28 protein-coding genes, 1 tRNA gene and 1 pseudogene are annotated in these 25564 nt (G+C 60.1%); 11 read left to right on the top strand and 19 right to left on the bottom strand.

Annotated elements, in window-relative coordinates:
- The first annotated feature begins 10 nt into the window (after window positions 1-10).
- Complete coding sequence (locus TU75_RS09075) at window positions 11-739, top strand: aspartate/glutamate racemase family protein (RefSeq protein ID WP_060548737.1); 729 nt, start codon at window positions 11-13, stop codon at window positions 737-739.
- A 17-nt stretch (window positions 740-756) separates the two neighbouring features.
- Here the strand turns inward: TU75_RS09075 and TU75_RS09070 are convergent, their stop codons facing one another.
- The gene (locus TU75_RS09070; protein WP_060548736.1) at window positions 757-1443 is read right to left on the bottom strand and encodes an HAD-IA family hydrolase; all 687 of its coding nucleotides are present in this window, start codon (window positions 1441-1443) and stop codon (window positions 757-759) included.
- A gap of 303 nt (window positions 1444-1746) precedes the next feature.
- Between TU75_RS09070 and TU75_RS09065 the strand changes: the two genes are divergently transcribed.
- From TU75_RS09065 to TU75_RS09050, 4 genes are all read left to right on the top strand, one after another.
- Window positions 1747-2103 carry a helix-turn-helix domain-containing protein gene (locus TU75_RS09065; protein WP_003230273.1) on the top strand — a complete coding sequence of 119 codons (357 nt, stop codon included), beginning with the start codon at window positions 1747-1749 and terminating at the stop codon, window positions 2101-2103.
- Between the two features lie 50 nt (window positions 2104-2153).
- Entirely contained in the window at window positions 2154-2519 is a 366-nt protein-coding gene (locus TU75_RS09060; RefSeq protein WP_003230271.1) for a DUF2784 domain-containing protein, read from the top strand.
- A 54-nt stretch (window positions 2520-2573) separates the two neighbouring features.
- Window positions 2574-3152: a DUF4337 domain-containing protein gene (locus tag TU75_RS09055; protein WP_003230268.1), complete on the top strand. Its 579-nt coding sequence runs from the start codon at window positions 2574-2576 to the stop codon at window positions 3150-3152.
- A 364-nt stretch (window positions 3153-3516) separates the two neighbouring features.
- Window positions 3517-3852 (top strand): hypothetical protein, encoded by a 336-nt coding sequence (locus tag TU75_RS09050; RefSeq protein ID WP_003230266.1) that lies wholly within the window; start codon window positions 3517-3519, stop codon window positions 3850-3852.
- 164 nt (window positions 3853-4016) lie between these two features.
- Here the strand turns inward: TU75_RS09050 and TU75_RS09045 are convergent.
- Window positions 4017-4106: transfer RNA gene (locus TU75_RS09045), tRNA-Ser, on the bottom strand.
- A 320-nt stretch (window positions 4107-4426) separates the two neighbouring features.
- Here TU75_RS09045 and TU75_RS09040 point away from each other — a divergent pair.
- The 3 genes from TU75_RS09040 to TU75_RS09030 all read left to right on the top strand — a co-directional run bounded on the left by TU75_RS09040 (window position 4427) and on the right by TU75_RS09030 (window position 7090).
- Window positions 4427-5119, top strand: coding sequence for a crotonase/enoyl-CoA hydratase family protein (locus TU75_RS09040; protein ID WP_060548735.1), 693 nt, complete (start codon window positions 4427-4429; stop codon window positions 5117-5119).
- Window positions 5120-5332: 213 nt separating this feature from the next.
- Window positions 5333-6076, top strand: coding sequence for a lysophospholipid acyltransferase family protein (locus tag TU75_RS09035; protein WP_060548734.1), 744 nt, complete (start codon window positions 5333-5335; stop codon window positions 6074-6076).
- Between the two features lie 42 nt (window positions 6077-6118).
- Complete coding sequence (locus TU75_RS09030; RefSeq protein WP_003230257.1) at window positions 6119-7090, top strand: magnesium and cobalt transport protein CorA; 972 nt, start codon at window positions 6119-6121, stop codon at window positions 7088-7090.
- Here TU75_RS09030 and TU75_RS09025 read toward each other — a convergent pair.
- Entirely contained in the window at window positions 7087-7809 is a 723-nt protein-coding gene (locus TU75_RS09025) for an amidotransferase (RefSeq protein WP_015372741.1), read from the bottom strand. The genes TU75_RS09030 and TU75_RS09025 overlap by 4 nt on opposite strands.
- Window positions 7810-8528: 719 nt before the next feature.
- On the opposite strand from TU75_RS09025, the gene TU75_RS09020 reads away from it, so the two are divergent.
- Complete coding sequence (locus tag TU75_RS09020; RefSeq protein ID WP_060548830.1) at window positions 8529-9335, top strand: c-type cytochrome; 807 nt, start codon at window positions 8529-8531, stop codon at window positions 9333-9335.
- A gap of 25 nt (window positions 9336-9360) precedes the next feature.
- Here the strand turns inward: TU75_RS09020 and TU75_RS09015 are convergent, their stop codons facing one another.
- From TU75_RS09015 to TU75_RS08955, 13 genes are all read right to left on the bottom strand, one after another.
- On the bottom strand, window positions 9361-10164 hold the full coding sequence (locus TU75_RS09015; protein WP_003230249.1) for a transglutaminase family protein: 804 nt from the start codon (window positions 10162-10164) through the stop codon (window positions 9361-9363).
- An 80-nt stretch (window positions 10165-10244) separates the two neighbouring features.
- Window positions 10245-11654 (bottom strand): circularly permuted type 2 ATP-grasp protein, encoded by a 1410-nt coding sequence (locus tag TU75_RS09010; RefSeq protein ID WP_060548733.1) that lies wholly within the window; start codon window positions 11652-11654, stop codon window positions 10245-10247.
- Window positions 11655-12055: 401 nt separating this feature from the next.
- Window positions 12056-12397, bottom strand: a complete 342-nt coding sequence (locus tag TU75_RS09005) for a ribonuclease E inhibitor RraB (protein WP_003230246.1) — start codon at window positions 12395-12397, stop codon at window positions 12056-12058.
- 214 nt (window positions 12398-12611) lie between these two features.
- Window positions 12612-12848: a hypothetical protein gene (locus TU75_RS09000; protein ID WP_003230245.1), complete on the bottom strand. Its 237-nt coding sequence runs from the start codon at window positions 12846-12848 to the stop codon at window positions 12612-12614.
- Between the two features lie 103 nt (window positions 12849-12951).
- Complete coding sequence (locus tag TU75_RS08995; protein WP_060548732.1) at window positions 12952-13557, bottom strand: START domain-containing protein; 606 nt, start codon at window positions 13555-13557, stop codon at window positions 12952-12954.
- A gap of 41 nt (window positions 13558-13598) precedes the next feature.
- Window positions 13599-13853: a YkgJ family cysteine cluster protein gene (locus TU75_RS08990; RefSeq protein ID WP_003230243.1), complete on the bottom strand. Its 255-nt coding sequence runs from the start codon at window positions 13851-13853 to the stop codon at window positions 13599-13601.
- A gap of 159 nt (window positions 13854-14012) precedes the next feature.
- Window positions 14013-14486, bottom strand: a complete 474-nt coding sequence (locus tag TU75_RS08985) for a hypothetical protein (RefSeq protein ID WP_060548731.1) — start codon at window positions 14484-14486, stop codon at window positions 14013-14015.
- A gap of 104 nt (window positions 14487-14590) precedes the next feature.
- Complete coding sequence (locus TU75_RS08980) at window positions 14591-16030, bottom strand: aminotransferase-like domain-containing protein (protein WP_003230241.1); 1440 nt, start codon at window positions 16028-16030, stop codon at window positions 14591-14593.
- Window positions 16031-16300: 270 nt separating this feature from the next.
- Window positions 16301-17110, bottom strand: a complete 810-nt coding sequence (locus tag TU75_RS08975; protein ID WP_060548730.1) for an OmpA family protein — start codon at window positions 17108-17110, stop codon at window positions 16301-16303.
- Entirely contained in the window at window positions 17107-17469 is a 363-nt protein-coding gene (locus TU75_RS08970) for a DUF4398 domain-containing protein (protein WP_060548729.1), read from the bottom strand. Before TU75_RS08970 ends, TU75_RS08975 begins: the two co-directional genes overlap by 4 nt.
- A 9-nt stretch (window positions 17470-17478) precedes the next feature.
- Window positions 17479-18294, bottom strand: a complete 816-nt coding sequence (locus TU75_RS08965; protein WP_060548728.1) for a substrate-binding periplasmic protein — start codon at window positions 18292-18294, stop codon at window positions 17479-17481.
- A gap of 71 nt (window positions 18295-18365) precedes the next feature.
- Window positions 18366-19295, bottom strand: a complete 930-nt coding sequence (locus TU75_RS08960) for an electron transfer flavoprotein subunit alpha/FixB family protein (protein ID WP_003230237.1) — start codon at window positions 19293-19295, stop codon at window positions 18366-18368.
- A 2-nt stretch (window positions 19296-19297) separates the two neighbouring features.
- Window positions 19298-20047: an electron transfer flavoprotein subunit beta/FixA family protein gene (locus TU75_RS08955; protein ID WP_003230236.1), complete on the bottom strand. Its 750-nt coding sequence runs from the start codon at window positions 20045-20047 to the stop codon at window positions 19298-19300.
- A gap of 520 nt (window positions 20048-20567) precedes the next feature.
- Between TU75_RS08955 and TU75_RS08950 the strand changes: the two genes are divergently transcribed.
- Entirely contained in the window at window positions 20568-22232 is a 1665-nt protein-coding gene (locus TU75_RS08950; protein WP_003230235.1) for an electron transfer flavoprotein-ubiquinone oxidoreductase, read from the top strand.
- 111 nt (window positions 22233-22343) lie between these two features.
- Here TU75_RS08950 and TU75_RS08945 read toward each other — a convergent pair whose 3' ends face one another.
- The gene (locus TU75_RS08945; RefSeq protein WP_060548727.1) at window positions 22344-23237 is read right to left on the bottom strand and encodes an AraC family transcriptional regulator; all 894 of its coding nucleotides are present in this window, start codon (window positions 23235-23237) and stop codon (window positions 22344-22346) included.
- A gap of 183 nt (window positions 23238-23420) precedes the next feature.
- On the opposite strand from TU75_RS08945, the gene TU75_RS08940 reads away from it, so the two are divergent.
- Window positions 23421-24473, top strand: coding sequence for an NAD(P)-dependent alcohol dehydrogenase (locus TU75_RS08940; protein ID WP_003230232.1), 1053 nt, complete (start codon window positions 23421-23423; stop codon window positions 24471-24473).
- On the opposite strand, the gene TU75_RS08935 is transcribed toward TU75_RS08940, so the two are convergent.
- A complete protein-coding gene (locus TU75_RS08935) occupies window positions 24474-25277 on the bottom strand; it encodes an IclR family transcriptional regulator (RefSeq protein WP_015372749.1) in 804 nt (267 codons plus the stop codon). It lies immediately after the preceding gene.
- Between the two features lie 121 nt (window positions 25278-25398).
- Window positions 25399-25564, bottom strand: a pseudogene (locus TU75_RS08930) (L-arabinose ABC transporter permease AraH); the annotation flags it as partial.

Raw genomic sequence — 25564 nt, 5'->3', positions numbered from 1 at the left:
AGGAGGTTTCATGCGCATCCTCGTGGTCAACGTCAACACCACCCAATCCATCACCGACGCCATCGCCGAGCAGGCGCGGACCGTGGCCTGCGCGGGCACCGAGATTGTCGGACTCACGCCCTACTTTGGCGCCGAGTCGGTGGAGGGCAATTTCGAAAGCTACCTGGCGGCCATTGCGGTGATGGACCGGGTGATGGCCTACGACCAGCCGTTCGATGCGGTCATCCAGGCCGGCTATGGCGAGCATGGACGCGAGGGACTGCAGGAATTGTTGAACGTGCCGGTGGTGGACATCACCGAAGCGGCCGCCAGTACGGCGATGTTCCTGGGCCATGCGTATTCGGTGGTGACCACCCTGGACCGCACCGTGCCGCTGATTGAAGACCGGCTGAAACTCGCCGGCTTGTATCAGCGCTGTGCGTCGGTGCGTGCCAGTGGCATGGCGGTGCTGGAACTGGAGGAAGATCCGCTGGCCGCCATGGAAGCCATCGTTCGCCAGGCCCAATTGGCAATTACCGAGGACAAGGCCGAGGTGATCTGCCTGGGCTGTGGCGGCATGGCCGGCCTTGACGAACAGATCCGCCAGCGCACCGGCGTGCCGGTGGTGGACGGCGTGACCGCGGCGGTGACGATTGCCGAGGGCCTTGTGCGCCTGGGCTTGTCGACCTCGAAGGTGCGCACCTACGCGACGCCGAGGCCGAAGAAAGTCATTGGCTGGCCGGGCACGTTCAGCCGCTGAAGATCAGATCTGCCTGTTCAAGGCAGAGGCGGCAGGCCATAGGCGGCCAGGTCGAAGTCCGCCAGCTTGCGGATGATCTGATCGGCATGCTGGTACTTGCTGTCGGCCATGGCTTCATCGGGCACCGCAATGGCCGTCATCTGCGCGGCTTTGGCAGCCGTGACGCCGAACGGCGAGTCTTCGAACACCAGGCAATCCTGCGGCGCCACGCCCAGGCGGCGGGCGGCCGTGAGGAAGATGTCCGGCGCAGGCTTGGCGGCGCCGACCTCCGGGTCGTCAGCAGTGACGATGGTGCCGAACAGGCCAAACCATTCGCGGTGCAAAGTGGTCTTGTGACCAAACGAGTTTCGCGACGAACTGGTGCCCACGGCAATCGGAATATTGTGCGCCTTCAAATGCCGCACCAGCGCCTCGGCGCCCGGCATGCCCAGGGCTTTGGGGAAACGCTCGCTCATCAGCGGCTCGCGGATTTCCAGGAACTCCGCCGGGGTGATCGGCAGGTCCAGTGCCTTGACGACGTACTCCGCCAGATCCTGTGAGCCGCGCCCGATGATGTGCTGCTTGATCCCCCAGTCATAGGTGCGACCGTAGCGCTCGGCGATGATCTGGGTGACTTCGGTATAGATGCCTTCAGTGTCCAGCAGCAAACCGTCCATATCGAAAATCACGGCCTTGATCGGGACAGCGGTACGCGGTGCACTCATCGGAGAAGGATCCTTGGACGGACTAGAGAGATCAGCACAATAGCGGCCACGCTTGCCTGCAAGCAACCTCCTTCATTCGGGATTGTGCTCGGCTCAGATGACGGTGAGGTATTCATATCGCGTCACAGTTTTACCAGCCGGCGTGCATAACGGCCGTCCAGGATTTGTGAGAACGGCGCGATCACCTGCGTAAAAAGGTGTGAAAAAGCCCCTTGCAAACCTTATAAAAGACTTATTGCTCTTCAATGAACTCAATCCACTGGACCAGAAAATCCGTCAAATTCGACTGGGACGGCGGCATCCATGTGGTCAGCATTCAAGAGGTCAAAAAACGTGACGAACGAACCTGCTGCCGTACAGATCATCCACAATACGGAGGGCAGCCCAGCCTTCGTGGTAATTCCTTATGAACATTATCTGGCCCAGCAGAACGACCCGAATCTGGTCCCCCACGCGGTCGTAAGCCGCTTGGTGGATGGAGCAACGCCGATCCGGGCGTGGCGCGAGCACTTGGGCCTGACCCAGGAAGAGGTCGCCGGTCGCTTGGGTATTTCACAATCCGAATTTGCCCAGCAAGAGGTCGTCAGTAAACCTCGCCGGACCACTCGGGAAAAAATTGCCAAGGCGTTCGGGATAAACGCCATTCAACTTGAGCTATAACGTCATTCACGCGACACCTCGCCCTCGGCCACTTTATAACGGAATCAAAAATGCTCTATCGTCTGGCCGCCGATGGCCTCGTGCTGTTCCACCTGTGTTTCATCCTGTTCGCGCTGTTCGGCGGGCTGCTCGCCTTGAAATGGCGACCGATCCTATGGCTGCACCTGCCGGCAGCCGCGTGGGGCGTTGTTGTCGAGGTGTTTCATCTGCCCTGCCCGCTGACACGCTGGGAAAACCTGTTTCGCCACCTGGCCGGCCAAGACGGCTACGGCGGCGGCTTTGTCGAGCACTACATTCTCGCGCTGATTTACCCGGCCGCGCTCACACCGCAGATTCAACTGGGCTTGGGCGCGTTGGTACTGCTGATCAATATCGCGGTGTATGTGCGAATTTTCCGACGTTACGGACAGGCTTGAGACAGCCTTAACGGTGAAGAATCAGACTCCCTCAGTCCGCTTGTAGCCGCCGCCATGTCCGAAGCCTTCGAAGTCCCCAGCCCCCACGAAAAGCACATCGAACACACTACTGAACATGCCCACGGTCGCGGGGACAGGTTCGCCAGCCGCATTGCCGTGATGACCGCGCTGATGGCCACCCTCGGCGCCATGCTCAGCTACCAGGCCGGCTCCACCGAGAGCGAAGCGGCGATGGACAAGAACAACGCCGCCATCTTCAAGACCGAAGCCGCCAACCAGTGGAATTACTACCAGGCCAAATCCAGCCGCCAGAATCTGGCCGAACTGGCCACCCACATCCCCGGCGTCGACGTCGCCCATTACACAGATGAAATCCAGCGCTATAAAGGCCAGAAGGAGGACGTACGCAAACAGGCGGAGAAACTTGAAGCGACCTCCAAAGAATGGAATGACAAGTCCGAGGAGGCCCTGCACCAGCATCACCGCTGGGCCCAGGCGATGACCGCGATTCAGATCGCGATCTCGTTGGCGGCGATTACCTTGCTCACGCGCAAGGAATGGCTCAAGCGCCTGTCGTATACCGCCGGCGGCGTGGCCGTGGTACTTGGCAGCCTGGCCTGGTTGCATCTCTGATTGAATGCGGGGCGCGCCTTGTGGCGAGCGGGCAAGCCCCAATGCCGTTCAGTTAAGCGCAGATTCCCTGTGGCGAGCAGGCTTGTCCTGCGTTGGGCTGCGCAGCAGCCCCAAAACCATGCTCCGCGCAGCGTCATGCACACCGCGTTTTCCTTGATTGGGGGCGCTTCGCACCCCAACGCGGGGCAAGCCCGCTCGCCACAATAAGCCGACACATGTTCCTTAAATGAACGGCATTAGGGTTTGCCCGCTCGCCACAGAAATCCAGGAAATTTCCTACGATGGATTTCAATCCGACCTTCACGCCATTAGAGTGTCGCGCCTTCGAGAATTGAATCTCGATATTCAGCCCATGGAGTTACCAATGAAGTACGCCCGTCAAGCAGTTGCAGCAGCCGTTCTCGGCTTCACCCTCGCCGGCTGCACCGGCACCGCCATCAAATCCCCGCAATACGACAGCAGCCAGTACACCGTTCTGGGCCACAGCGAAGCCAGCGCCACCGGCGTCATGCTGTTCGGCATCATCCCGATCGGCCAGAACAGCCGCTTCGTGCGCGCACAGACCGCCGCCATCCAGGCCAAAGGCGGTGATGCGCTGATCAATACACAAATTCAGGAGAAGTGGTTCTGGGCGTGGGTACTGAGCGGCTATACCACGAAGATTTCGGGTGATGTGGTCAAATTGAAGGCTGCGCAGTAAGCAGGAACTGTCAGAGTCAGCACTCTGGCACGCGACGTATCATGGGCCAGACCTCAGCGGATGGCCCATGATGTTGCGAGTTGCCTGAACGCGCCTTTGCAAGGGCCAGAAACTACAAAACCCCTGGTTTCTCTCGAAACCAGGGGTTTTGTTTACATCAAATTTGGCGGTGAAGGAGAGATTCGAACTCTCGATACAATTTCTTGTATACACACTTTCCAGGCGTGCTCCTTAAGCCACTCGGACACTTCACCGTATCTCGGCAAACCAGTTCAGTCTGTCGAGGCGCGCTAATGTAGTCGAAAGCCTTTCTGATGGCAAAGGTTTTTTTCAGAATTTTCATGCGGTTAGACCGCTCCGCCAGCACACACCCGACGGGGGGTGGTGATTGTGCCATTCTCGGGCACTGACGGCGTGCGTCTGACTCGATTGTCACGCCCTGCTCCGGGCCGTCTACCCTTGCAGGTGCGGGAAAAGCCTGACTGGGTAGTCAGTCACGGCGCTTTACCGGGGCGTGCGTGGTGGGTAACGTCTGCTGCATTCTTCTATAACAAGTCCTGCAAGGAAACGCGTCATGAGTGAGTTGATTGCCTACCACTTCGAAGAAGGTATCGCGACCCTGACCTTGAGCAACGGCAAGGTGAATGCCATTTCTCCGGCGGTGGTCAGCGCTTTTAATGAGGCACTGGATCAGGCCGAGAAGGATCGCGCGGTGGTGGTCATCACCGGAACGCCGGGCATTCTGTCGGGTGGTTATGATTTGAAGGTAATGACCGCAGGCCCCAAGGAGGCCATCGGCCTGGTAACTTCCGGTTCGACGCTGGCGCGGCGCCTGTTGTCGCATCCGTTCCCGGTGATTGTGGCGTGCCCCGGGCATGCGGTGGCCAAAGGCGCGTTCCTGCTGCTGTCGGCGGATTATCGGATCGGCGTGGAGGGCCCGTTCAGCATTGGCCTGAACGAAGTGGCGATCGGCATGACCATGCACCACGCAGGCATCGAGTTGGCGCGCGATCGCCTGCGCAAATCGGCATTCCACCGCTCGGTGATCAACGCCGAGATGTTTGACCCGCAGGGCGCGCTGCAAGCGGGCTTCCTCGACAAGGTGGTGGCACCGGAGGAACTGCACGCAGCGGCTCTGGAAGCGGCGCGGCAGTTGAAAAAGATCAATATGGCTGCGCACAAGCAGACCAAATTGAAGGTGCGCAAGGCACTGCTGGAGGCGTTGGATGACGCAATCATCCAGGATCAGAGCCATGGCCTCAGTTAAGCTCCTGCACCGCGCCCACCGAAGCCCGACCTAGTGTCGGGCTTTTTCTTACAAGAAAATCCGAAACTTTACTGGCCGCTCCAGACAGGGTTTGTCAGCGCTAGTTGAAACATGCGCTTAAACATCGGCCATCTCCCACGTCCTTAGGGTCAATTGCCGAATACAGTGCACATCCGTACACTGCGCCACCTTTTGTCTCGATGGGCCGTGTCGATGCTGTTTCTGTTGCGTATGTTGTTGATGGGTCTGCACTTTATGGTCGCCGGTGTGCTGGGCGTGCTGTTGGGTATTTGCCGACCGTTCAATCCGGACAACAGTCGCTTGTGTGCCCGCCTGTACGCAGTGCCGGCGATGTGGATTTTGCGCCTGAACGTGAAGGCCAATGTCGACTCGCTGCGTGATAAGCCGGGGACCTGCGTGGTGATCGCCAATCACCAGTCAAACTATGACCTGTTTGTGCTGGGCACCGTGGTGCCCCACCGCACCGTGTGTATCGCCAAGAAAAGCCTGAAATGGGTGCCACTGTTCGGCCAGCTGTTCTGGCTGGCGGGCAATGTGCTGATCGACCGGGGCAATGCGCACAAGGCGCGCCGCGCGATGCTGACCACTACGCGTACCCTGCAGCATGAAGACACGTCGATCTGGGTGTTCCCGGAGGGCACGCGAAATCTGGGCAAGGGCTTGTTGCCATTCAAAAAAGGCGCGTTTCATATGGCGATTGCGGCGGGTGTGCCCATCGTGCAGGTGTGTGTCAGCAATTACGTGACGCATATGCAGCTTAATCGCTGGAACAGTGGCGATGTGCTCATACGGTCGTTGGCGCCGATTCCGACGGCGGGCCTGACGGCGGATGACATTCCAGCGTTGATGCAAGTGTGCCAGGCGCAGATGGATGAATGCATCACCGCCATGGACCGTGAAATTGCCGGAGCAACAACGGAACGTCAATCAGGCTAAGCTGCCCAACTCCTGTCCTCCCGACTAGAAGTGATCAGCATCATGGGTAGAGTTGTTGCGGCAGCCGTTTACAGCGATGGCAAGAAAGTCACGGATATCACCCTTGATGAAGGCGCGGCCTGGGCCGCCAAACCGAATCATTTTGTCTGGATCGGGCTGGAAGAGCCCAGCACCCTGGAGCTGACCAACCTGCAGCGCCAGTTCAATCTGCACGAACTGGCAATCGAAGACGCCATGGAAAAGCACAGCCGCCCGAAGCTCGAGACCTTCGGCGACGCGCTGTTTATCGTCACCTACTCGCCGGTGCGCGAGAACGGCAAGCTGGAGTTTATCGAAACCCATATTTTTGCCGGCAACGGCTACATCATCACCGCACGCAACGGCCACTCGGCGTCCTACGGCTTTGTGCGTCAGCGCTGTGAGGCACGGCCACTGTTACTGGAGCATGGGGAAGATTTCGTACTCTATGCGCTGCTGGATTTCGTCACCGAGAACTATCAGCCGGTGAGTGAAGCGATCCATGCCGAGATCGATGAGCTGGAGCGCAATGTGCTGTGCAGCTCGCTGAGCGAACGCGATATACAGAAGATCCACGGCCTGCGCCGCGATGTGCTGCGGCTCAAGCGCCATGTGGCGCCGATGGTGGAGATCAGCCAGGAACTGCAGAAGCTGAGCTTCCCGTTTATCGACAAGAACATGCGCCCTTACTTCCGTGATGTGCAGATCCACGTGACGCGGCAGATGGAAGACCTCACCACTCTGCGCGATATCGCCAGCCAGACCATCGAGATCGGCGTCTTGCTGGAGGCGTCACGGCAGAGCGTGGTGCAGCGCAAGTTCGCCGCGTGGGCAGCGATCCTGGCATTCCCCACGGCGGTGGCGGGGATTTACGGGATGAATTTCCAGAACATGCCCGAGCTGCAATGGCACTACGGCTACTTCGCGGTGCTCGGGTTGATTGCCACCGGCTGCATCAGCCTGTGGGCCAGCTTCAAGCGGTCGGGCTGGCTTTAAGCCGACTCGGGTTTGTGCGCCACGAAGCGCATCATCCATTCCGCCACGGTGGCGCCGTGGTGGTCTCGCTCCAGGCTTGCGACGCCATGGGTGTAGACCTTTTCCCCAAGCGTTGTCTGAAGAATTTCCAGCAGCTCGCGGGAGTAATCAGCGACGAATTCAGGATGGCCCTGGAAGCACAATACTTGATCACCGATGTGGTAGGCGGCGATGGGGCAGAATTCACTCGAGGCGATAACCGTGGCGTTGGCCGGCAAGGTGGTGACCTGGTCCTGATGACTGATCAGCAGCGTCAGCTCCGGTACCTCCGGGCTCATCCACGGGGCCTTGGCATCAAGCGTGTAATCGTGAGTGCCCATGCCCCAGCCCTGGCTCGCGCGTTCGGTCTTGCCGCCGAGCAGCAATGCCAATAACTGGTGTCCGAAACAAATACCGAGCAATTTGTCGCCGCGCGCGTAACGCTCCATCACATACGTCTTGAGGGTCTGGATCCAGGGGTCGGTTCCGAAGGAGTCGGCCTTGCTGCCGGTGATCAGGTACGCATCGAAAGCTTCGTCATCCGGCGGGTATTCGCCCTGCACGACGTTGTAGACGACAAACTCGGCGGCAATCGGCTGCCGGGAAAACAGACGCTTGAACATCTGTCCGTAGCCTTGGTATTGATCAATCAAGCCAGGGCGCAGGATATCGGTTTCCAGAATGCAGACGCGTAGCGACATAAAAAATACCTGACACGGCGATGGGAATAATGAACACCCAGAGAGCCTGCCTTGAAACATGCCCATAACGCAAGCGCAGAACTGCTCGTTCACCCTCCAAGCCTTTATCCAGGCCCGATTGACACGGTTTCAATAACGGATGCGCTCGCCGCTTTGACCCCCTGCGCCCGGACGAACGGTAGGCATCTGAGGGAATGACCTGATTAATCGTTTTAGCTGTCTAGCCAAGGCATTGGCGCCAATATGGCGTTATGCCTCATGCCTTTTTAAGCTCGAATCACGCTTAGCTGATATGAAATGAATCTAAGCGTGCAAGAACGAGGGCTCTAAGGTTGAACTCAGTAAGAGGTTGCTGCCGGGTTTTGCTGGAGCAGCTGTAAGAAAGATGTCACGCCAGATCGCGATACTGGATTCAACGGCACGCATTTGACGCTCAGGAATAACAACAAAAGGCAGTCAGCCATGTTCAAGCATTCGAAAGTACGTCAGGCGGGACTTATTCTGTTCGCCACCACATTGATTTTGATCCTGCCCAATTTAACCAAGGTTATTGGGTAACGATCCGATCCACTCGTTCTGTGCATCCAGCGCATCAGAATTGCAGTTTTTGACAGCACCTGCGAGGTATTGCGCATAGCGATCCCGTTGCAGGGGCTGTCTTTTTACAAGCTGATTTCCGCTATCTTGAAGGTCATTGCGACTTGAAAACGGGCTCACTGTTGAAAACACTCCTTGCGTTGTTCGCCCTGCTGCTCAGCGTGCCGGCCGGCGCCGCGCAATTGACTATCGAACTGGACCACACCAGCAGGACCTGGCAGACCGCCGACTTGCTCAAGCACCCGGATGCGCAGACGGTGCACATCGTTGATGACGTTTCCTACAAGCGCGATATGACGTATCGCGCAGTGCCGCTGGCGGTGCTGTTGCCGGGGCTTGCACCGCAGAGTCATCTGCAGGCGGTCGCCCTGGATGGGTTTGCGGCCGAACTCAACGCCGCGCCCTTGCTGGAAAAAACCGGTGCTCGCGCCTGGCTGGCAGTGGAGGACCCGGCCCACCCCTGGCCGTCCCTGACGCCTGGCAAACCAAGCGCCGGGCCGTTTTATCTGGTGTGGACCGACCCGCAGGCGGGGCCGATCAGCCCGGAGCAGTGGCCGTTTCAGGTTTCCCGAATCAAACAGCTAAAGACCGTGGCCGAGCGTTTTCCTGCGTTATTGCCCGCCCCTGAGCTGGCGGCGAATGATCCGGTCAACCAGGGCTTTGCACTGTTCCAGAAGAACTGTCTGGCCTGCCACCGGCTCAATGGCGCCGGGGATGCAGAGGTGGGGCCTGACCTGAATATTCCCTACAGCCCCACCGAGTATTTCAGCGGCGATTTTCTCAAGCGGTATATTCGCGACCCGCAGAACGTGCGGCACTGGCCACAGGCCAAGATGCCCGCGTTTGCCGCCAGTGTATTGCCCGACAGCGAACTGGATTTGCTGGTGGGGTATTTGAAGCACATGGCCGGGCGCAAAGCCCAACCGTGAGTCTTATGCTGCAGGAGCGGCGCAATCATTGCTGCTGCACCTCGATCACCGGTGTCGGCATCACCAACACTTTCGCGTGCATCTGCTCATGCCCGCCGCCCCGGCGCATGCCGCGCACGGGGCAGGCGTCGAGGTAGTCCAGGCCCACCGCCAGCTTGAGGTGCCGCTGCGGCCGCGCCATCTGGTTGGTCACGTCAAAGCTGTACCACGCGTCCTCCAGCCAGGCTTCGGCCCAGGCGTGACTGGCCAGGTGCGTGCTGTCTTCGCTGTATAAATACCCCGACACATAGCGCGCCGGAATCCCCAGGCTTCGCGCGCAGGCAAGAAACGCATGGGTGTGATCCTGGCACACGCCCGCTCCGCCGGCGAAGGCCTGGGCCGCGCAGGTATCGACCTCGGTGGCACCAGGCGTGTAGACCATGCTCTGGTTGAGCGCGTGCATCAGGTCGATCAACGCATTGCGGTCACGGCGTTGCTGACAGTGCTGGTCGGCAAAGCCGCGCAGCGCTTCGTCCGGCTCGGTCAGGCGGGTGCAGCGCAGAAAGGGAAACGCCGACTGGCCCTCATGCTCGGCTTCGCGCAGCTCGTCGATATCCACCTGGCCGCGAGCGCGGATAACGATTGCATCGTGGGGTTCATCCAGGGTCAGCACATGCAGGATGTTGCCGAACGGGTCCACTTGGGCGCGCACCGGACGTGGCAGATCGAGTTGCCAACTGATGACCTGCTGGCGTTCGCTGTCGTGGGGAGTGAGGCGCAGGTACTGGATGCTGGCGCGCACCGGGTCTTCGTAGTGGTATGTGGTTTCGTGACTGATAGAGAGTCTCATGGGGCCTCCGCGCAGGAACCGTGGATGGTGTCGCCCAACGTGCGCACCACGTAGATGAAGGGAGTTCGACTCAACATGGCTCAATCCTCCACCACCCAGGTGTCCTTGGTGCCGCCACCCTGGGACGAGTTGACCACCAGCGAGCCTTCGCGCAGCGCCACACGCGTCAAACCGCCGGGCACCACGCGGGTTTCCTTGCCGGACAACACGAACGGGCGCAGGTCGATATGGCGCGGTGCAATGCCGTTGTCGACGAAAGTCGGGCACGTGGATAAACACAGGGTCGGTTGGGCGATATAAGCGTGGGGTTTGGCTTTGAGGCGCGCGCGAAAGGCTTCGATTTCGGCTGCGCTGGATGCCGGCCCGACCAGCATGCCGTAGCCGCCGGAGCCCTGGGTTTCCTTGACCACCAGGTGCGGCAGGTTGGCCAGCACGTGGGACAACTCATCAGGCTTGCGGCACTGAAAGGTCGGTACGTTCTTCAGGATCGGTTCTTCGTCCAGGTAAAAGCGGATCATCTCGGTGACGAAGGGGTACACCGACTTGTCATCCGCCACGCCGGTGCCAATCGCATTCGCCAGCACTACATTGCCGCAGCGATAAGCCGCCAGCAGGCCGGGCACACCGAGCATGGAATCGGGGTTGAACGCCAACGGGTCGAGGAACGCGTCATCGAGGCGACGGTAGATCACATCCACCGCCTTGGGTCCGTCAGTGGTACGCATGAATACGTGGTCATCGCGCACGAACAGGTCGGCGCCTTCCACCAGCTCCACGCCCATTTCTCTGGCCAGGAACGCGTGCTCGAAGAAGGCGCTGTTGAAGCGTCCCGGCGTCAATACCACGACGCTGGGGTTGTCGATGGGGCTGGCGCTCTTGAGGGTGTCGAGCAGCAGGCTGGGGTAGTGATCGATCGGCGCGATGCGCTGGGCGGCAAACAGTTCAGGGAACAGGCGCATCATCATTTTGCGGTCTTCGAGCATGTAGCTGACACCGCTGGGTGTACGCAGGTTGTCTTCCAGTACGTAGTAAGTGCCATCGCCATCGCGTACGAGATCGATCCCGGAGATGTGGGAATACAGGTTGCGATGCAAATCCAGGCCCTGCATGGCCAGTTGGTATTGCTCGTTGGCCAGCACCTGCTCGGCGGGAATGATGCCCGCCTTGATGATGCGCTGTTCGTGATACAGGTCGGCAAGAAACAGGTTCAGCGCCTTGACCCGCTGAATGCAGCCGCGCTCGACAATCTGCCATTCACTGAACGGAATGCTGCGGGGGATGATGTCGAAGGGAATCAGGCGTTCAGTGTCTTGCTCGTCGCCGTAGAGGGTGAAGGTGATACCCGCTCGGTGAAACAGCAAATCGGCCTCGCGCCTGCGCTGGGCCAGCAGTTCGGGCGGGGTCTGCGCCAACCAGCGGGCGAATTCACGGTAATGGGGACGAACCTGCCCTGCCCCGTCGTACATTTCGTCGAAACAAGTGCGGATCATGCCGAACTCCTTGTCACCCGGACATACGGACCTTCGCAAGGCCCGTACCAGCGGCATAAACACTTAAAAATCAGTGAGTTGAATAACTACCCGGATATGTCCACACCGTCCTGGTGCGCATAACTCCCGGCGCATTGCTCGCCTGCGTCATCGCAAGGCGGCGTTTTACTATCAACAGCATAGTCAGACTTGATTTCACTGCGCAGCTGAAGCTGCGGATAATCGCCAACATCTGCTGAACAGGACGCGTCCTACAGTTTCAGCGCAACGATCTTCCCTTTAGGCCACCCAACTTGGGTGGCTTTTTTTTGCTGTCGAAAAATCCGCGCAGTGTTTTCCCACAGCACAAACAAAATCGGCCGACCCAAAGGTCAGCCGATACGCAGCGTTTGTGCAGACGGCTACATGGGTAACCCACGCACCTGATGCTTGACGCCCCACCCTTCAATGATCCCGCCCAACGGCTCGACCACCGCTTCAAAGTCTTGCTCGAAGTCTCCTATGCCGTCGTAGGTGGCTGACATGATCTTGCTCAATTCCAGGTACCAGGCGCCATCATCGCGTGCGCTGACCTGGGCATTCAGGGACTCCCCGCGAAACTCACCCGCAGCCCTGCGCGCCCGTTCTTCATCCGGGAAAATCGCGTAGAACTCGATGGGGTGAAACCGTGAAAAATCAAAACCGCCTTCTTTCATGCGGCGTAGAACGTGGGTGCTGATGTCTTCTTGATAGGCTGTGCTCATGAAACGTCCTCCTCAAACTGATGGATAGACTTTCCGTGCTTCCCGAAGCCCGCGCGCTGTTGGCGCGAGCACCACGGCAATGACTGCACCGCAGGGAAAACAAGCATGTAGCTGACAAGACCAGTACCTAGCGAATCATTCGCTGATCTCGCTTGCAGAGTAGCGCGAAGCTATCACCTCCACCAGAGGGGCTGCGCTGGCAAACGAGGAATGTTCAGGCGGCGGGCGAAATGTCGAGGATCTGGATACTGTTCTGATCCTTGAGGATCTTGACCGTAGGCTCGGGCTTGCGGCCTTCAAGGTCATTGAGGTCGAGTTCTGCGGCGACCGGCACGAGTTTGTTGCGAATCATGTGCGCCGCATCTTCGAGGCTGGGCTTGTGCTCGCAGTCGAACTGCTCCACGGACTGCACACCGTGATCGTCAACGAAGGTAATTTGCCACATTTGCATCGGTGCCTCCTCGATAAAACCCATGTGTGGGCTCACATCCATCTGGACCTTGAGGGCTCGTCAAACGTTCCGCTCAAGGCCGCAGGCACCTGATCGACAGCAATTATTTCTCGGCGTGTTCCTTGAGGGCTTTCAAGGTGTTGAACGGCGCATCGACCACGAACTTGTTGGCCAGCCAGGACGGCACGCTGCCGCCAGGCTCCGTGTGCACCTGATAGGTGACCTCGGTCTGGTTATCGCCCTTGGGCACCAGCTTCCAGAATCCTTCGACCTGCGCCACGCGTACGTAGCCTTTTTCTTCCGGCTTGTAGGTCGGCACGCCCTGCAATGTACGCGTTATGCCGCCATCGGCATTTTTGGTGGTGGTGATGTGGGTGTAGGAATCGCGATCAGTCACCGGGAAAGGTGCGTTGAACTGGGTGTAGGTCCAGGCTTCATTGCCCTTCTTGTCCACCAGCTTCTGGGATTTGCACTCGTGAATCCATGAACAGGCAGCGGCGACATCTTCCTGCAGCGCCTGAATCTTCGCCACGGGCGCCTTGATCAAGGTGACACCGCGATAGGCCTTGTACTTGGAGCCGGCAACCTCGCTCAGGGACACGTTGATGCCGTCTTCGTCCTTGGCCACCTGCCAGTCCTCGGCCTGCGCGGTGGCCGCGAACAACATCGTGAAACCGCACAACACAGCCATTCGTTTCAGCGAACCCATCGTTGTATTCCTTATTGTTGAAGTTCCGAGAGTAAAGCCCATCAAGCCGCCGTCATCTGCTCCCACCAGCCGATCAGCCGAATGGCATCAGCCTGGTCGGTGCCGCACACCTCCAGGTCCGCCTTGAAGTCACTGCACACAGCCGGCCGCTCGGGCTTGCCGAACAGCTGGCATAGCTGTTCGACCGACAGGTGCAGGCAGCGCTCGCCCGCCGGCTTGCCCTGGGGCATACCGGGTAACGGCGAACTGATGGAGGGGGCAATGCAGCAAGCGCCACAGCCTTCACGGCATTTCATGACCAACAGGTCCTCGACGACTCAATGGGATGGCGGGGCTAGGGTACGCCCTTGAACAACCGTTTTAAAATGGTCCAACAAGGGTTTTTCACGCAAAAAACAAGTGACTGACCAGTCCGCGACAGATGGTCGAGCCAGGGCGTCACTTGCTCACAATAGTTATTGCTTGAATTCGAAATCCAGCGCGGCGCCTTCCACATCACGACGTTCTTCATTGCGCAGTTGCAGCTTCATCTCGTTGCTGAGCAAACGGCCGTTGATCTGGAACGCGCTGTTGTCGCTGGGCTTGTCGCCGAACATCGGCGGTAGCAGCGGCACGCTTTTGGGTTTGGGCATGGTACCGATCGGCTGTAAATGCCTGACCATGTCCGAAGGCAGTGACAGGTCCAGTTGAGCTGGTGGCAGTTTGGTCTGGGCGACCTCACGGGCTGACTTGGATTTTTTTCTTGCCGAGGCGCGCTTTTTCTTCGCGACCGTAGCTTTCTTCGCCTGCGCCGTTTTCTTGGTGGAGGCCGCCTGCGCGGCGCTTGCCGCAGGCTTGGTGTCCGACACGGGCGCGGCCGCCATTGCGACGCCGACGTTGCACAGCGTTAACAGGCCAATCATTCCTACAACGCGAAAAATCGAATTCATATCGCCAACAGCATTAACGGCAGAAGGCCATATGCTCGCTTGTTGTGCGCGGCATGACAAGCACGACACGCACAGCCCTGTAGGAATTGTCCCGGTTCCGCACCTCAAAGGCCGGCACTGGTCTCCTGACACAACTGGCTGGCCAGCATCCCCAGCGTCATCAGCGCCCGCTCTGCCTCGCGGTTCCACGGCGTGCCACAGTTGAGCCGAATGCAGTGGTTGAACTGCTCTGTATTGCTGAAAATCAGCCCCGGCGCAATGCTGATGCCCTGTTGCAGGGCACGCACATGCAACTCCTGCGTATTGACGCGCCCCGGCAAGCTGACCCACAGAATAAAACCGCCGGTGGGCCGGGTCATCTGCGTGCCTTCGGGGAAGTACTGCTGCACCGCCAGTTGGAAAGCGCTGAGGTTCTTGCGGTATTCCTGGCGAATGTAACGCAGGTGGCGATCATAGCCACCGTTCTCCAGGTAGGCAGCAACGCCCATCTGCGTGACGCTGCACGCCGAATGGGTGCTGAACATCTGCAAGCGCTGGATCTCCTGTTGATATTTGCCGGCGATCATCCAGCCAATGCGCACACCGGGCGACAGCGTCTTGGAGAAGCTCGAGCAGTAAATCACCCGATCCAGGCGGTCGTAGGCTTTCAGCGCCTTGGTGCGGCCCAGTTCGAACATCAGCTCGCCATAGATATCGTCTTCGACAATCTGGATATCGAAATCCGAGGCCAGACGCAGCAACTGCTTCTGCCGCTCTTCGGGCATGGTGCCGCCCAGCGGGTTACTCAAGCGTGTGGTCAGCACCAGCGCCTTGATCGACCATTGGTTGGCCGCCAGCTGCAACGCTTCCAGGCTCATGCCGGTGGAGGGGTCGCTGGGAATCTCGATCACTTTGAGGCCGAGCAGGTCGGCCAGTTGCAGCAAACCGTAATAGGTCGGCGACTCGGCGGCGATCAGGTCGCCGGGGCGGGTCAGTACGCGCAGGGACATCTGCAACGCGTCGACGCAGCCGTGGGTGATCACCACTTCGGATGGATCGACCACCACGCCGGCATCACGCATGCGGATCGCCACCTGGCGGCGCAGCGGCTCGAAGCCGGGGCTGAACATATAGCTGAAGGCCCGAGGGCTCTGAAAGCGCGTAACCTTGGCCAACTGCTGATGCAGCGCCCGCACCGGCAGGTAGTCGACACTCGGCACAGCGGCGCCCAGTGGAAACACGCCTTCGCGGCGCGATTCGCCCAATACCTGTTGAATGATGCTGCTGCGGGTGACCAACCCCGGGCGCTCTACCCGAGCTATATCCGGCGTGGGCGCGGTGAGCGCGGGCGTCTGGTGCACGTAATAGCCGGACTGCGGCCGCGCCCGGATCAACCCCTGGTCTTCCAGGTTAGCGTAGGCTTGCAAAACCGTGGCGTGACTCACATTGAGCTGAGAGCTCATCTTGCGCACCGAAGGCACGCGCTCCCCCGGTTGATAGACACCGCGCCGGATGTCCTCAGCCAGTTGCTGGGCAATACGTTGGTAAAGCAACAGATTGGTCATGACGCAGCACTCGATTTCACGGGCGTTTTATTTTTGTGTGAAACATACCGGCACAGTTTAGAAGTGTACGGGGACAGTTGCCACAATAGTCGAGGGCGCGCGGCAGTGACAGCAAAAACTGTAACGGTTGCGGATAGAGTTTCCAGCGGTACAGAAACACATGTGGGAGGGGGCTTGCTCCAGATAGCGGAGTGTCAGTCAATGATGTTGTGACTGATCCACCGCTATCGGAAGCAACCCCCCTCCCACATTTTGACCTGCGCCAGGCTCCTAGCGGGCGGCGCCCAGCTGGCCCTTGGCGTCGGAGAAGACGATTTCAACCCGGCGATTCTGCGCCCTGCCCCGCTCGGAAGCATTGGCCTCCACCGGGTACTGGTCGCCATACCCTTCAACTTGCACGCGCTTTTCGTCTATACCCAGGTCCACCAGCACATCGGCCACCGATTGCGCACGGTCGCGGGACAGCCTGAGGTTTTCCTGCTCGCCGCCGGTGTTGTCCGCATAACCCTCAATACGCACCACGCGCTTGGGGTTCAGTTGCAGGAACTGCACGATTTTCAGCACTGTGCGGTTGGCCGAGTTTTTAAGCTCGGCGTCCCCCGTGTCGAACAGCACGTCACCCAGGGTCATCACCAAACCGCGGTCGGTCTGAGTGGCGAGGCTGGTGATTTGCTCTTCGAGCCACTTGCCCTGCTGTTGCACGCTCGACAGCTTGCTTTCGCGCAGGGCCAGTTGCAGCCTCTGGCGCTCCAGTTCCAGCTTGGCGCCGCGTTCTGCATTGAGCCCCTGCTCGGTATGTTCACGGGCAATCGCGCTGTAGCGACGGCTCAGGTAGGCGTAATGCTCCACATCGGCACCGCTGCCCCAGTAGCTGGACAGGCGGTCGGCGCGGGCCTGTGACTCACCGGCGCGGATCACATCCTTGGGCGCGAAGCGCAGCACATTGGCGTCTTCCTTGACCTTCTGGAAATCGCCGCCCGCCTGCTGCAGAGCCAGCTCGCTGTTTGGATGGGTGGCGCAGCCGCCCAGCATGGCGCCGGCCAATAGCAAGGCGCTCACCCCATGAATCAGCCGGCTCATTGGGCTTCTCCCAACTGCAGTTGCTTGCGCAAGCGGGTGATGCGGGTGTTGAGCACGTTCAACTGCTCCTGGCTCTTGCGGGTCAGTACCTGGGCTTCGGCCAGGCGGGCATCCAGTTCGGCCTGCTCGGCCTGCATGCGCGCGTCCTTGTAGGACTGCTCGGCCATGTCGGCCTCGGCCCGGGCGAATTTGTCTTCGGCGCGTTTCAATTCGGCCGACTCTTCGGCGACGGCACCGACCGCACTGGCTTGCTCAAGCGCTTGCCGGGTCAGGCGCAGCTGTTCATTCGGCGCAGGATCGGCTGCACATCCCGCCAGCGCGACAACGGCGAGGGCCGCTAAAAGAGGTCGAAAAGTCACTGAAAATCCCTACTGTGTTGAGGTGCCGACGGGTTGCTGCAATTGCGCCTTCCAGCGTTCCAGATTGCGCTGCAACGCAGCTTGCGCCACACCGGACGCGGGCAATTCTGTCATCTTTTTCGCCAGCTGTCCGCGCAGCCACGGATCATTGCAGGCCGAGTTGTGGGAAATGGCCAGGTACAGGCCGGGCTGATCGATGGGCACGTCGCGAGCCACCAGGTCGTTGCTCATGCCCAGGCTCTGGGCCATGGCCATGCCGGAATAGCGACTGGCGAGCACGTAGTCCACTTCCCCCAGCAACAGTTTCTGGAAGGCCGGGGTCAGCGTGGGCAGGCGTTGCAGGCTGAGCTGCTGACTGGCGAAGGTGTCGAAATCCGCACTCAAGCGTGCCCGCTCCGACACCGCGCCTGGGTGGCCGTGCAGATCGGCCGCAGTGCTGTAGACCAGGGCGGAATCCTTGCGGGTCCAGACGAGGTAGTCGAGTTGCATCAGCGCCGGGTGAATGTAGTCCAGAGTTTGCAACTCGCCGAGGTTCAGCGGCGCGTCGGCGAGGATGTCCATGCGTCCGCTGCGCACTTCATCCAGGGCGGCGGCGCGTTTGCCGCCGTAGAGCAGGTCGATTTTCAGGCCGAGGTCCTTGGCCACCTGCTGCAGCACATCGGCGGTGGCGCCGATCAAGTGCGTGGGGTCTTGCGGGTCGCGCCAGAGCAGCGGCGGTGCATCCGGGCTGCCGGTGATGACCAGGCGATCACATTTGCCGCCGGCTTGCGCCAGGGTTGGCAGCAGCGTGAGGCCCAGCAATACGATCCAGGGGCGCAATTGCATGGCGAAGCTCTCCGAAAGTCAAAAAAAAGCCCGGTCACAAGACCGGGCTCTTTATAAGTGAAGCGACTGGATTAGACCAGCTTCTCCAACTCGGGTACGGCTTCGAACAAGTCCGCCACCAGGCCATAATCAGCCACCTGGAAGATCGGAGCTTCTTCGTCCTTGTTGATCGCAACGATCACTTTGGAGTCCTTCATGCCAGCCAGATGCTGGATCGCGCCGGAGATACCGACGGCGATGTACAGCTGTGGCGCAACGATTTTGCCGGTCTGACCGACCTGCATGTCGTTGGGCACGAAACCCGCGTCGACGGCAGCGCGGGAGGCGCCTACCGCAGCGCCCAGCTTGTCGGCCAGGGCGTATAGGTGCTTGAAGTTGTCGCCATTCTGCATGCCACGCCCGCCGGAAACGACGATCTTGGCAGCGGTCAGCTCAGGGCGATCCGACTTGGCCAGCTCTTCGCCAACAAAGCTGGAAGTGCCCGCATTGTGGGCGGCGGAGACGGCTTCAACCGCGGCCGAACCACCCTCGGCGGCGACCGGGTCGAAACCGGTGGCGCGCACGGTGATGACCTTGATCGCGGCGCTCGATTGCACGGTGGCAATGGCGTTACCGGCGTAGATCGGGCGCTTGAAGGTGTCGGCGCTTTCGACCGAGATGATCTCGGAGATCTGGTCGACGTCCAGCTGTGCAGCCACCCGTGGAAGGATATTTTTGCCGTTGGAGGTGGCGGCGGCCAGGATGTGGCTGTAGCCCTTGCCCAGCTCTGCCACCAGCGGCGCAACGTTTTCCGGCAACTGATGCGCGTAGGCAGCGTTGTCGGCGTGCAGCACTTTGCTTACGCCAGCTATTTTTGCAGCAGCCTCAGCCACCGGGCCTGCGCCCTCGCCGGCTACCAACAGGTGAATATCGCCACCGATTTTAACGGCAGCGGCCACGGTGTTCAGGGTGGCCGGGGCCAGCACCTTATTGTCGTGTTCAGCGATTACCAAGATAGTCATGATCAGATTACCTTCGCTTCATTCTTCAGTTTCTCGACCAGTTCAGCCACCGACTTGACCTTGATGCCCGCGCTGCGAGCAGCCGGCGCTTCAACCTTGACGGTCTGGTTGGTAGAGGCGGTGGAAACGCCCAGCGCTTGCGGCGTCAGCGACTCCAGCGGCTTCTTCTTGGCTTTCATGATGTTGGGCAGGGACGCGTAGCGCGGCTCGTTCAAACGCAGGTCGGTGGTGACGATGGCTGGCAGTTTCAGGGAAACGGTCTGCGCGCCGCCGTCGATCTCGCGGGTCACTGCCACGCTGTCGCCGCTGACTTCAACCTTGGAAGCGAAGGTGCCCTGACCGTAACCGGTCAGCGCAGCCAGCATCTGGCCGGTCTGGTTGTTGTCGCTGTCGATGGCTTGCTTGCCGAGGATCACCAGCTGCGGCTGTTCCTTGTCGACAACGGCCTTGAGCAGCTTGGCCACGGCCAGGGAGGTCAGGTCTTCAGCGGACTCGACCAGGATGGCGCGGTCGGCGCCCAGAGCCAGGGCGGTGCGCAGTTGTTCCTGAGCGGTGGTGGGGCCGATGGAAACCACGACGATTTCGGTCGCAACGCCTTTCTCTTTCAGGCGTACGGCTTCTTCCACGGCGATTTCACAGAAAGGGTTCATCGACATCTTGACGTTAGCAAGGTCGACGCCGGAATTGTCCGCCTTGACGCGAACTTTCACGTTGTAATCGACAACGCGTTTGACAGCTACAAGAACCTTCATGGATTCCTCGTTACTCTCCGGTGAAAAGAAAGTCGCCTAGGCGAACCTGGCGGTTGATGCTCATCGGCACACAAGGGCACCTCCAAAAACCTCGGCGTGTGACCTTGATCACGGGCAGTGATGACCGTTCGTCAGGGGGGACTGACAGGTCATTCTTGTATGGCGGCGTGTAAACTGCGCGCGCTTTGCTGAGCGCACCTGCCTTGGCCTGTTTTTGGACGTGCTCCTGGAACCCGCAGTCTGCCTACGGTAAGCGCAAAACCGACCGTATATTGACCGGAACGCCTATTCTGGTCAATACGGCAAAATAGCCAGTCATAAGCCGCGTTGCTTTGATTTACCTAGCCTGCGGGCGATTCAAACAAACGTTTGTATTGGACGCTCATGGTGGTGTAGATATAATGCGCGACCTAGAATGCGCCACCTAGAGAGAAAGGTGAGCCCTGCCATCGCCGCACGGCCGCACCGAACCTCCACCCATTAGAAAAAAGCCCGTTGAGCCTTGAGTAGGAGATAGCCTGTGGAACGCGAATACATGGAATTCGACGTGGTCATCGTCGGCGCCGGCCCTGCAGGCCTGTCCGCCGCCTGCCGCCTGAAACAGAAGGCCGCTGACGCCGGCAAGGAAATCAGCGTCTGCGTGGTCGAGAAAGGCTCCGAAGTCGGCGCTCACATCCTCTCCGGTGCGGTGTTTGAACCCCGCGCCCTGAACGAACTGTTCCCGGACTGGAAAGCCTTGGGCGCCCCGCTCCACACGCCCGTGGTGCGCGACGACATCTATGTACTGCGCAGCCCCGACGCCTCCACCAAGGTGCCCGACTTCTTTGTGCCCAAGACCATGCACAACGAAGGCAACTACATTATTTCCCTGGGCAATCTGTGCCGCTGGCTGGCCCAGCAGGCCGAGAACCTGGGCGTGGAAGTCTACCCAGGCTTCGCCGCCCAGGAAGCGCTGTTCGACGAGAACGGCGTGGTGCGCGGGATCATCACCGGCGACCTCGGCGTCGACCGCGAAGGCAAGCCCAAGGAAGGCGTGTACACCCCCGGCATGGAACTGCGCGGCAAGTACACGCTGTTCGCCGAAGGTTGCCGTGGGCATATCGGCAAGCAACTGATCCAGCGCTTCAACCTGGACAGCGACGCCGACGCCCAGCATTACGGCATCGGTCTCAAGGAAATCTGGGAAATCGACCCAGCCAAACACCAACCCGGCCTCGTAGTGCACACCGCCGGCTGGCCGCTGGACATCATGGGCACCGAGAACACCGGCGGCTCGTTCCTGTATCACCTGGAAAACAACCAGGTGGTGGTCGGCCTGATCGTCGACCTGTCCTACAGCAACACCTTCCTGTCGCCCTTCGATGAATTCCAGCGCCTCAAGCATCACCCGGTACTGGCCCAGCACCTGGAAGGCGGCAAACGCATTAGCTACGGCGCCCGTGCCATCTGCAAAGGCGGCCTGAACTCGCTGCCGAAAATGGTATTCAAGGGCGGCGCGCTGATCGGTTGCGACCTCGGCACTCTGAACTTCGCCAAGATCAAAGGCAGCCACACCGCGATGAAATCCGGCATGCTCGCCGCCGACGCCGTGGCCGACCGTCTGTTTGCCGAGTCCGAAGGCGGTGATGAACTGACCGCTTACGTCGACAGCTTCAAGTCGAGCTGGCTGTACGAAGAACTGTTCGCCAGCCGCAACTTCGGCGCTGCCGTGCACAAGTTCGGCGCCATCCTCGGCGGCGGTTTCAACTGGCTGGACCAGAACATCTTTGCCGGCAAGCTGCCCTTCACCCTGCACGACAACAAGCCGGACTACGCCTGCCTGAAGCTGGCCAAGGACTGCAAGAAGATCGACTACCCCAAACCCGACGGCAAGCTGAGCTTCGACAAGCTGAGTTCGGTGTTCATCTCCGGCACCAACCACGAAGAAGAGCAGCCGTGCCACTTGAAGTTGAAAGACCCAAGCATCCCGATCGGCACCAACCTGCCGCTCTATGATGAACCGGCGCAACGCTACTGCCCGGCCGGCGTGTATGAGGTAGTGACGAAGGAAGACGGCGAGAAACGCTTCCAGATCAACGCCCAGAACTGCGTGCACTGCAAGACCTGTGACATCAAGGACCCGTCGCAGAACATCACCTGGGTATCGCCGGAAGGCGCGGGTGGGCCGACTTACCCGAATATGTAAACCAGCTGCTTGAGAAGAAGGCTCCCAGACGGGGGCCTTTTTTACGGTCGGAAAAGGCCAGTCGACTCGGTCAAGCCCGCTCCCACATTGACCGAGCTGCATCAACAGAATCTAGGCAGCCCGTTCTTCGCCGGGATTACGCTCAAAATAGCGCTTGTACTCGCGACTGAACTGCGACGTGCTCTGATACCCCACGCTGTGCGCCGCCTGCGCCACCCCCATGCCTTCCGCCAGCAGCAACTGCTGGGCCTTCAATAAACGCAGACGCTTGAGGTACTGCACCGGCGACAACAGGGTGCAACGCTTGAAGTGCTCATGAAAGGTCGACGCACTCATGTGCGCATACCCGGCCAGGGTCTCGATATTCAGCGGCTCGGCGTAATGGGCATGCAGGTGACTCAACGACGTGGCGATGCGCGAGAATTGCCCCTGTTGCTCGACCAGGGCGCGCAACACATCCGCCTGCGGGCCACGTAACGCAGTGAACAGCAATTCGCGTACCCGCGCCGGGCCCATGATGCGGCTTTCCAGCGGGTCGTACAGACATTGCAACAGCCGCTCCACGCAACCGCGCATGGCATCATCGAGCACCACAGAGCTCATCGACGCCAGGGTCTGCGCCGTCGGTGGCGGCCCGGCCTGCATGCCCATGGCCATCACCAGTTCGCCCAGCACCACCCGGTCGATGCCTACCGTCACGCCGTACAGCGGTGCATCGTCGGCCATGGCAAAGGTCTCGCATTCGAACGGCACCGGCATTGCCTGGATCAGGTAATGCCCGGCGCCGTATTCAAGGGTACGCGGGCCCAGGTACGCGACCTTGCTGCCCTGAGCGACGAACATCAGGCTTGGCTCATAAATCTGCGGCCCGCGCGCCACATCGCAACTGGCACGCAACACTTTTACGCCCGGCAGACAGGTCGGGGAAAAACCATCGCGGGGCGTCAGCCCCTCAATCAGGCAAACCAGCGTGGCGTTGGCGTCGAGATGGCGGGTCAACAACATGGCAAAAAACTTCGCAAAAAAGGGATGAGAGCATCATCGCAGGTCTGGCGGCCAATGCATCCAAACCAGGGGCACTCCCGGACGAATAGGCATAACACCCGGAGCAATCACCATGGCCGCGTGCAGGCTTGGCGGGGAGAATGGCACGCCTCACTTGTTTATTGTTCCTGCGAGGTTTTCCCTATGTATACCGCTATCGGTTACGCCGCCCAGTCGGCCACCACTCCCCTCGCCCCCATGTCGTTTGAACGCCGCAGCCCGCGCGCCGATGACGTGGCCATCGAGATTCTCTACTGCGGCGTCTGCCACTCCGATATCCACCAGGCGCGCAACGAATGGGGCATCGCCGTGTACCCGTTGATGCCGGGCCACGAGATTGTCGGCAAGGTCACCGCCGTCGGTGCCAGCGTGACCGCGCATAAAGTCGGCGACCTGGTGGGCGTTGGCTGCATGGTCGATTCGTGCCGCACCTGCGCCGCGTGCACATCGGACCTGGAGCAATATTGCCTCGAAGGCCCGACCATGACCTACGCCACCCCCGATCGCGTGGACGGCAGCAACACCATGGGCGGTTACTCCGACAGCATCGTGGTCAGCGAGCATTTCGTGGTGAAGATTCCGGCCAAGCTCGACCTGGCCAGCGCCGCGCCGATCCTTTGCGCAGGCATCACCACCTATTCGCCGCTCAAGCACTACGGGGTCAAGGCCGGCGACAAGGTCGGCATCCTCGGCATGGGCGGCCTGGGCCACATGGGCATCAAGTTCGCCAAGGCCATGGGCGCCGAAGTCACGCTGTTCACCCGCTCCGCGAGCAAGGCCGAAGAAGGCCGTCGCCAGGGCGCCGACCATGTGATCGTGTCCACCGACGCCGAGCAAATGAAAGCCGCCGCCGGGCACTTCGACTTCCTGCTCGACACCATCCCGGTGCAGCACGACATCAACCCCTACCTGGATACCCTGCGCTTTGACGGCGTGCATATCCTGGTCGGTTTGATCGAGCCGGTGGACCCGCCGGTGAATGCCGCCAAGCTGGTGCTGGGCCGCAAAGTGCTGGCCGGCTCGTTGATCGGTGGTATTGCCGAAACCCAGGAAGTCCTGGATTTCTGCGCCGAGCATGGCATCACCTGCGACATCGAAATGCTCGACATCCGCCAGATCAACGAGGCCTTCACCCGCATGATCGCCGGTGATGTGAAGTACCGCTTCGTCATCGACATGGCGACCCTCAAGGCCTGATCAGGCTTTGGCGCCCAACTCTGCGGACAGCCGGGCCGCCACCTGTTTGATCACAGGGATCAGCTCGGCCATTTTCTCCAGCGGCATATAGGGCACGGTACTGGCGATGCTGATGCCGGCGACGATTCGCCGGCTGGCATCGCGCACCGGTGCCGCCACGCAACGGATCGACGGCTCGTTGTCTTCCAGATCGAACGCGTAACCGCCCACCACGTATTCATGCATGCGCTGCTCGAACTGCGCCCAGGACTGTTCCGGGTGCTGCGGCCACTGCAGGTTTTTCCCACCCTCGGGCAAGCTGGCTTCGTACAAGCGCTGCCACTCCGCCACACTGTCATCGAGCAGCATCGCCTTGCCCACCCCGGTACGCGCCAGCGGCATGCGATGGCCAACCCGCGAGCGCATTTCCGGGCCATTGCGGCCAGGGTTCTTGTGCAGGTAGAGCACGTCGTCATACTCACGGATGGCCAGGTGGATGGTGTCGCCGGTCAACGCCGACAGCTCATCCAGGTACGGCACCGCCAGACTCACCAGCGGCAATTCCTCGCGCGCCTGAAAGCCCAGCTCGATCAGTTTTGGCCCCAGCAAATAGCCGACTTGCGGCACCACACGCAGATAACGTTCCTCCACCAGGCAACTGGCCAGGCGGTGTGTGGTGCTGCGGGTGGTGCCGATGCGCCGGGCGATCTCTTTCAGATCCCGTGCTCCGGCGGCCACCGCCTGCACCACGCCCAAGCCACGCAGCAGGGTCTGGGTGCCGGTGGGGGCGGCGTCTTTGCCGGGGGTGTCGGATGTTTCCTGCATATCGGGGCCTATAAGTGTGAACGCGGCAGCATTATGGCAAATACCCAACATCAAAACAGTGCAGATCCAATGTGGGAGGGGGCTTGCCCCCTCCCACATTGATTCCTCGCAGAGCTTGAGGTCAGCGTTGCTTCATGCGGTCTATCACCACCGCCAGCAGCAGGATCGAGCCGCGGATCACGTATTGGTAAAACGTGTCGATGTTCTTCAGGTTCATCGCGTTTTCGATGATCGCCAAAATCAGCACCCCGGCAATCACATGGCGGATCATGCCGATGCCGCCGCTC

The organism is Pseudomonas poae, assembly GCF_001439785.1.
GTDB lineage: Bacteria > Pseudomonadota > Gammaproteobacteria > Pseudomonadales > Pseudomonadaceae > Aquipseudomonas > Aquipseudomonas poae.
Note: the sequence above shows the minus strand (reverse complement) of the source record. Positions and strands in the feature narration are given on the sequence as shown.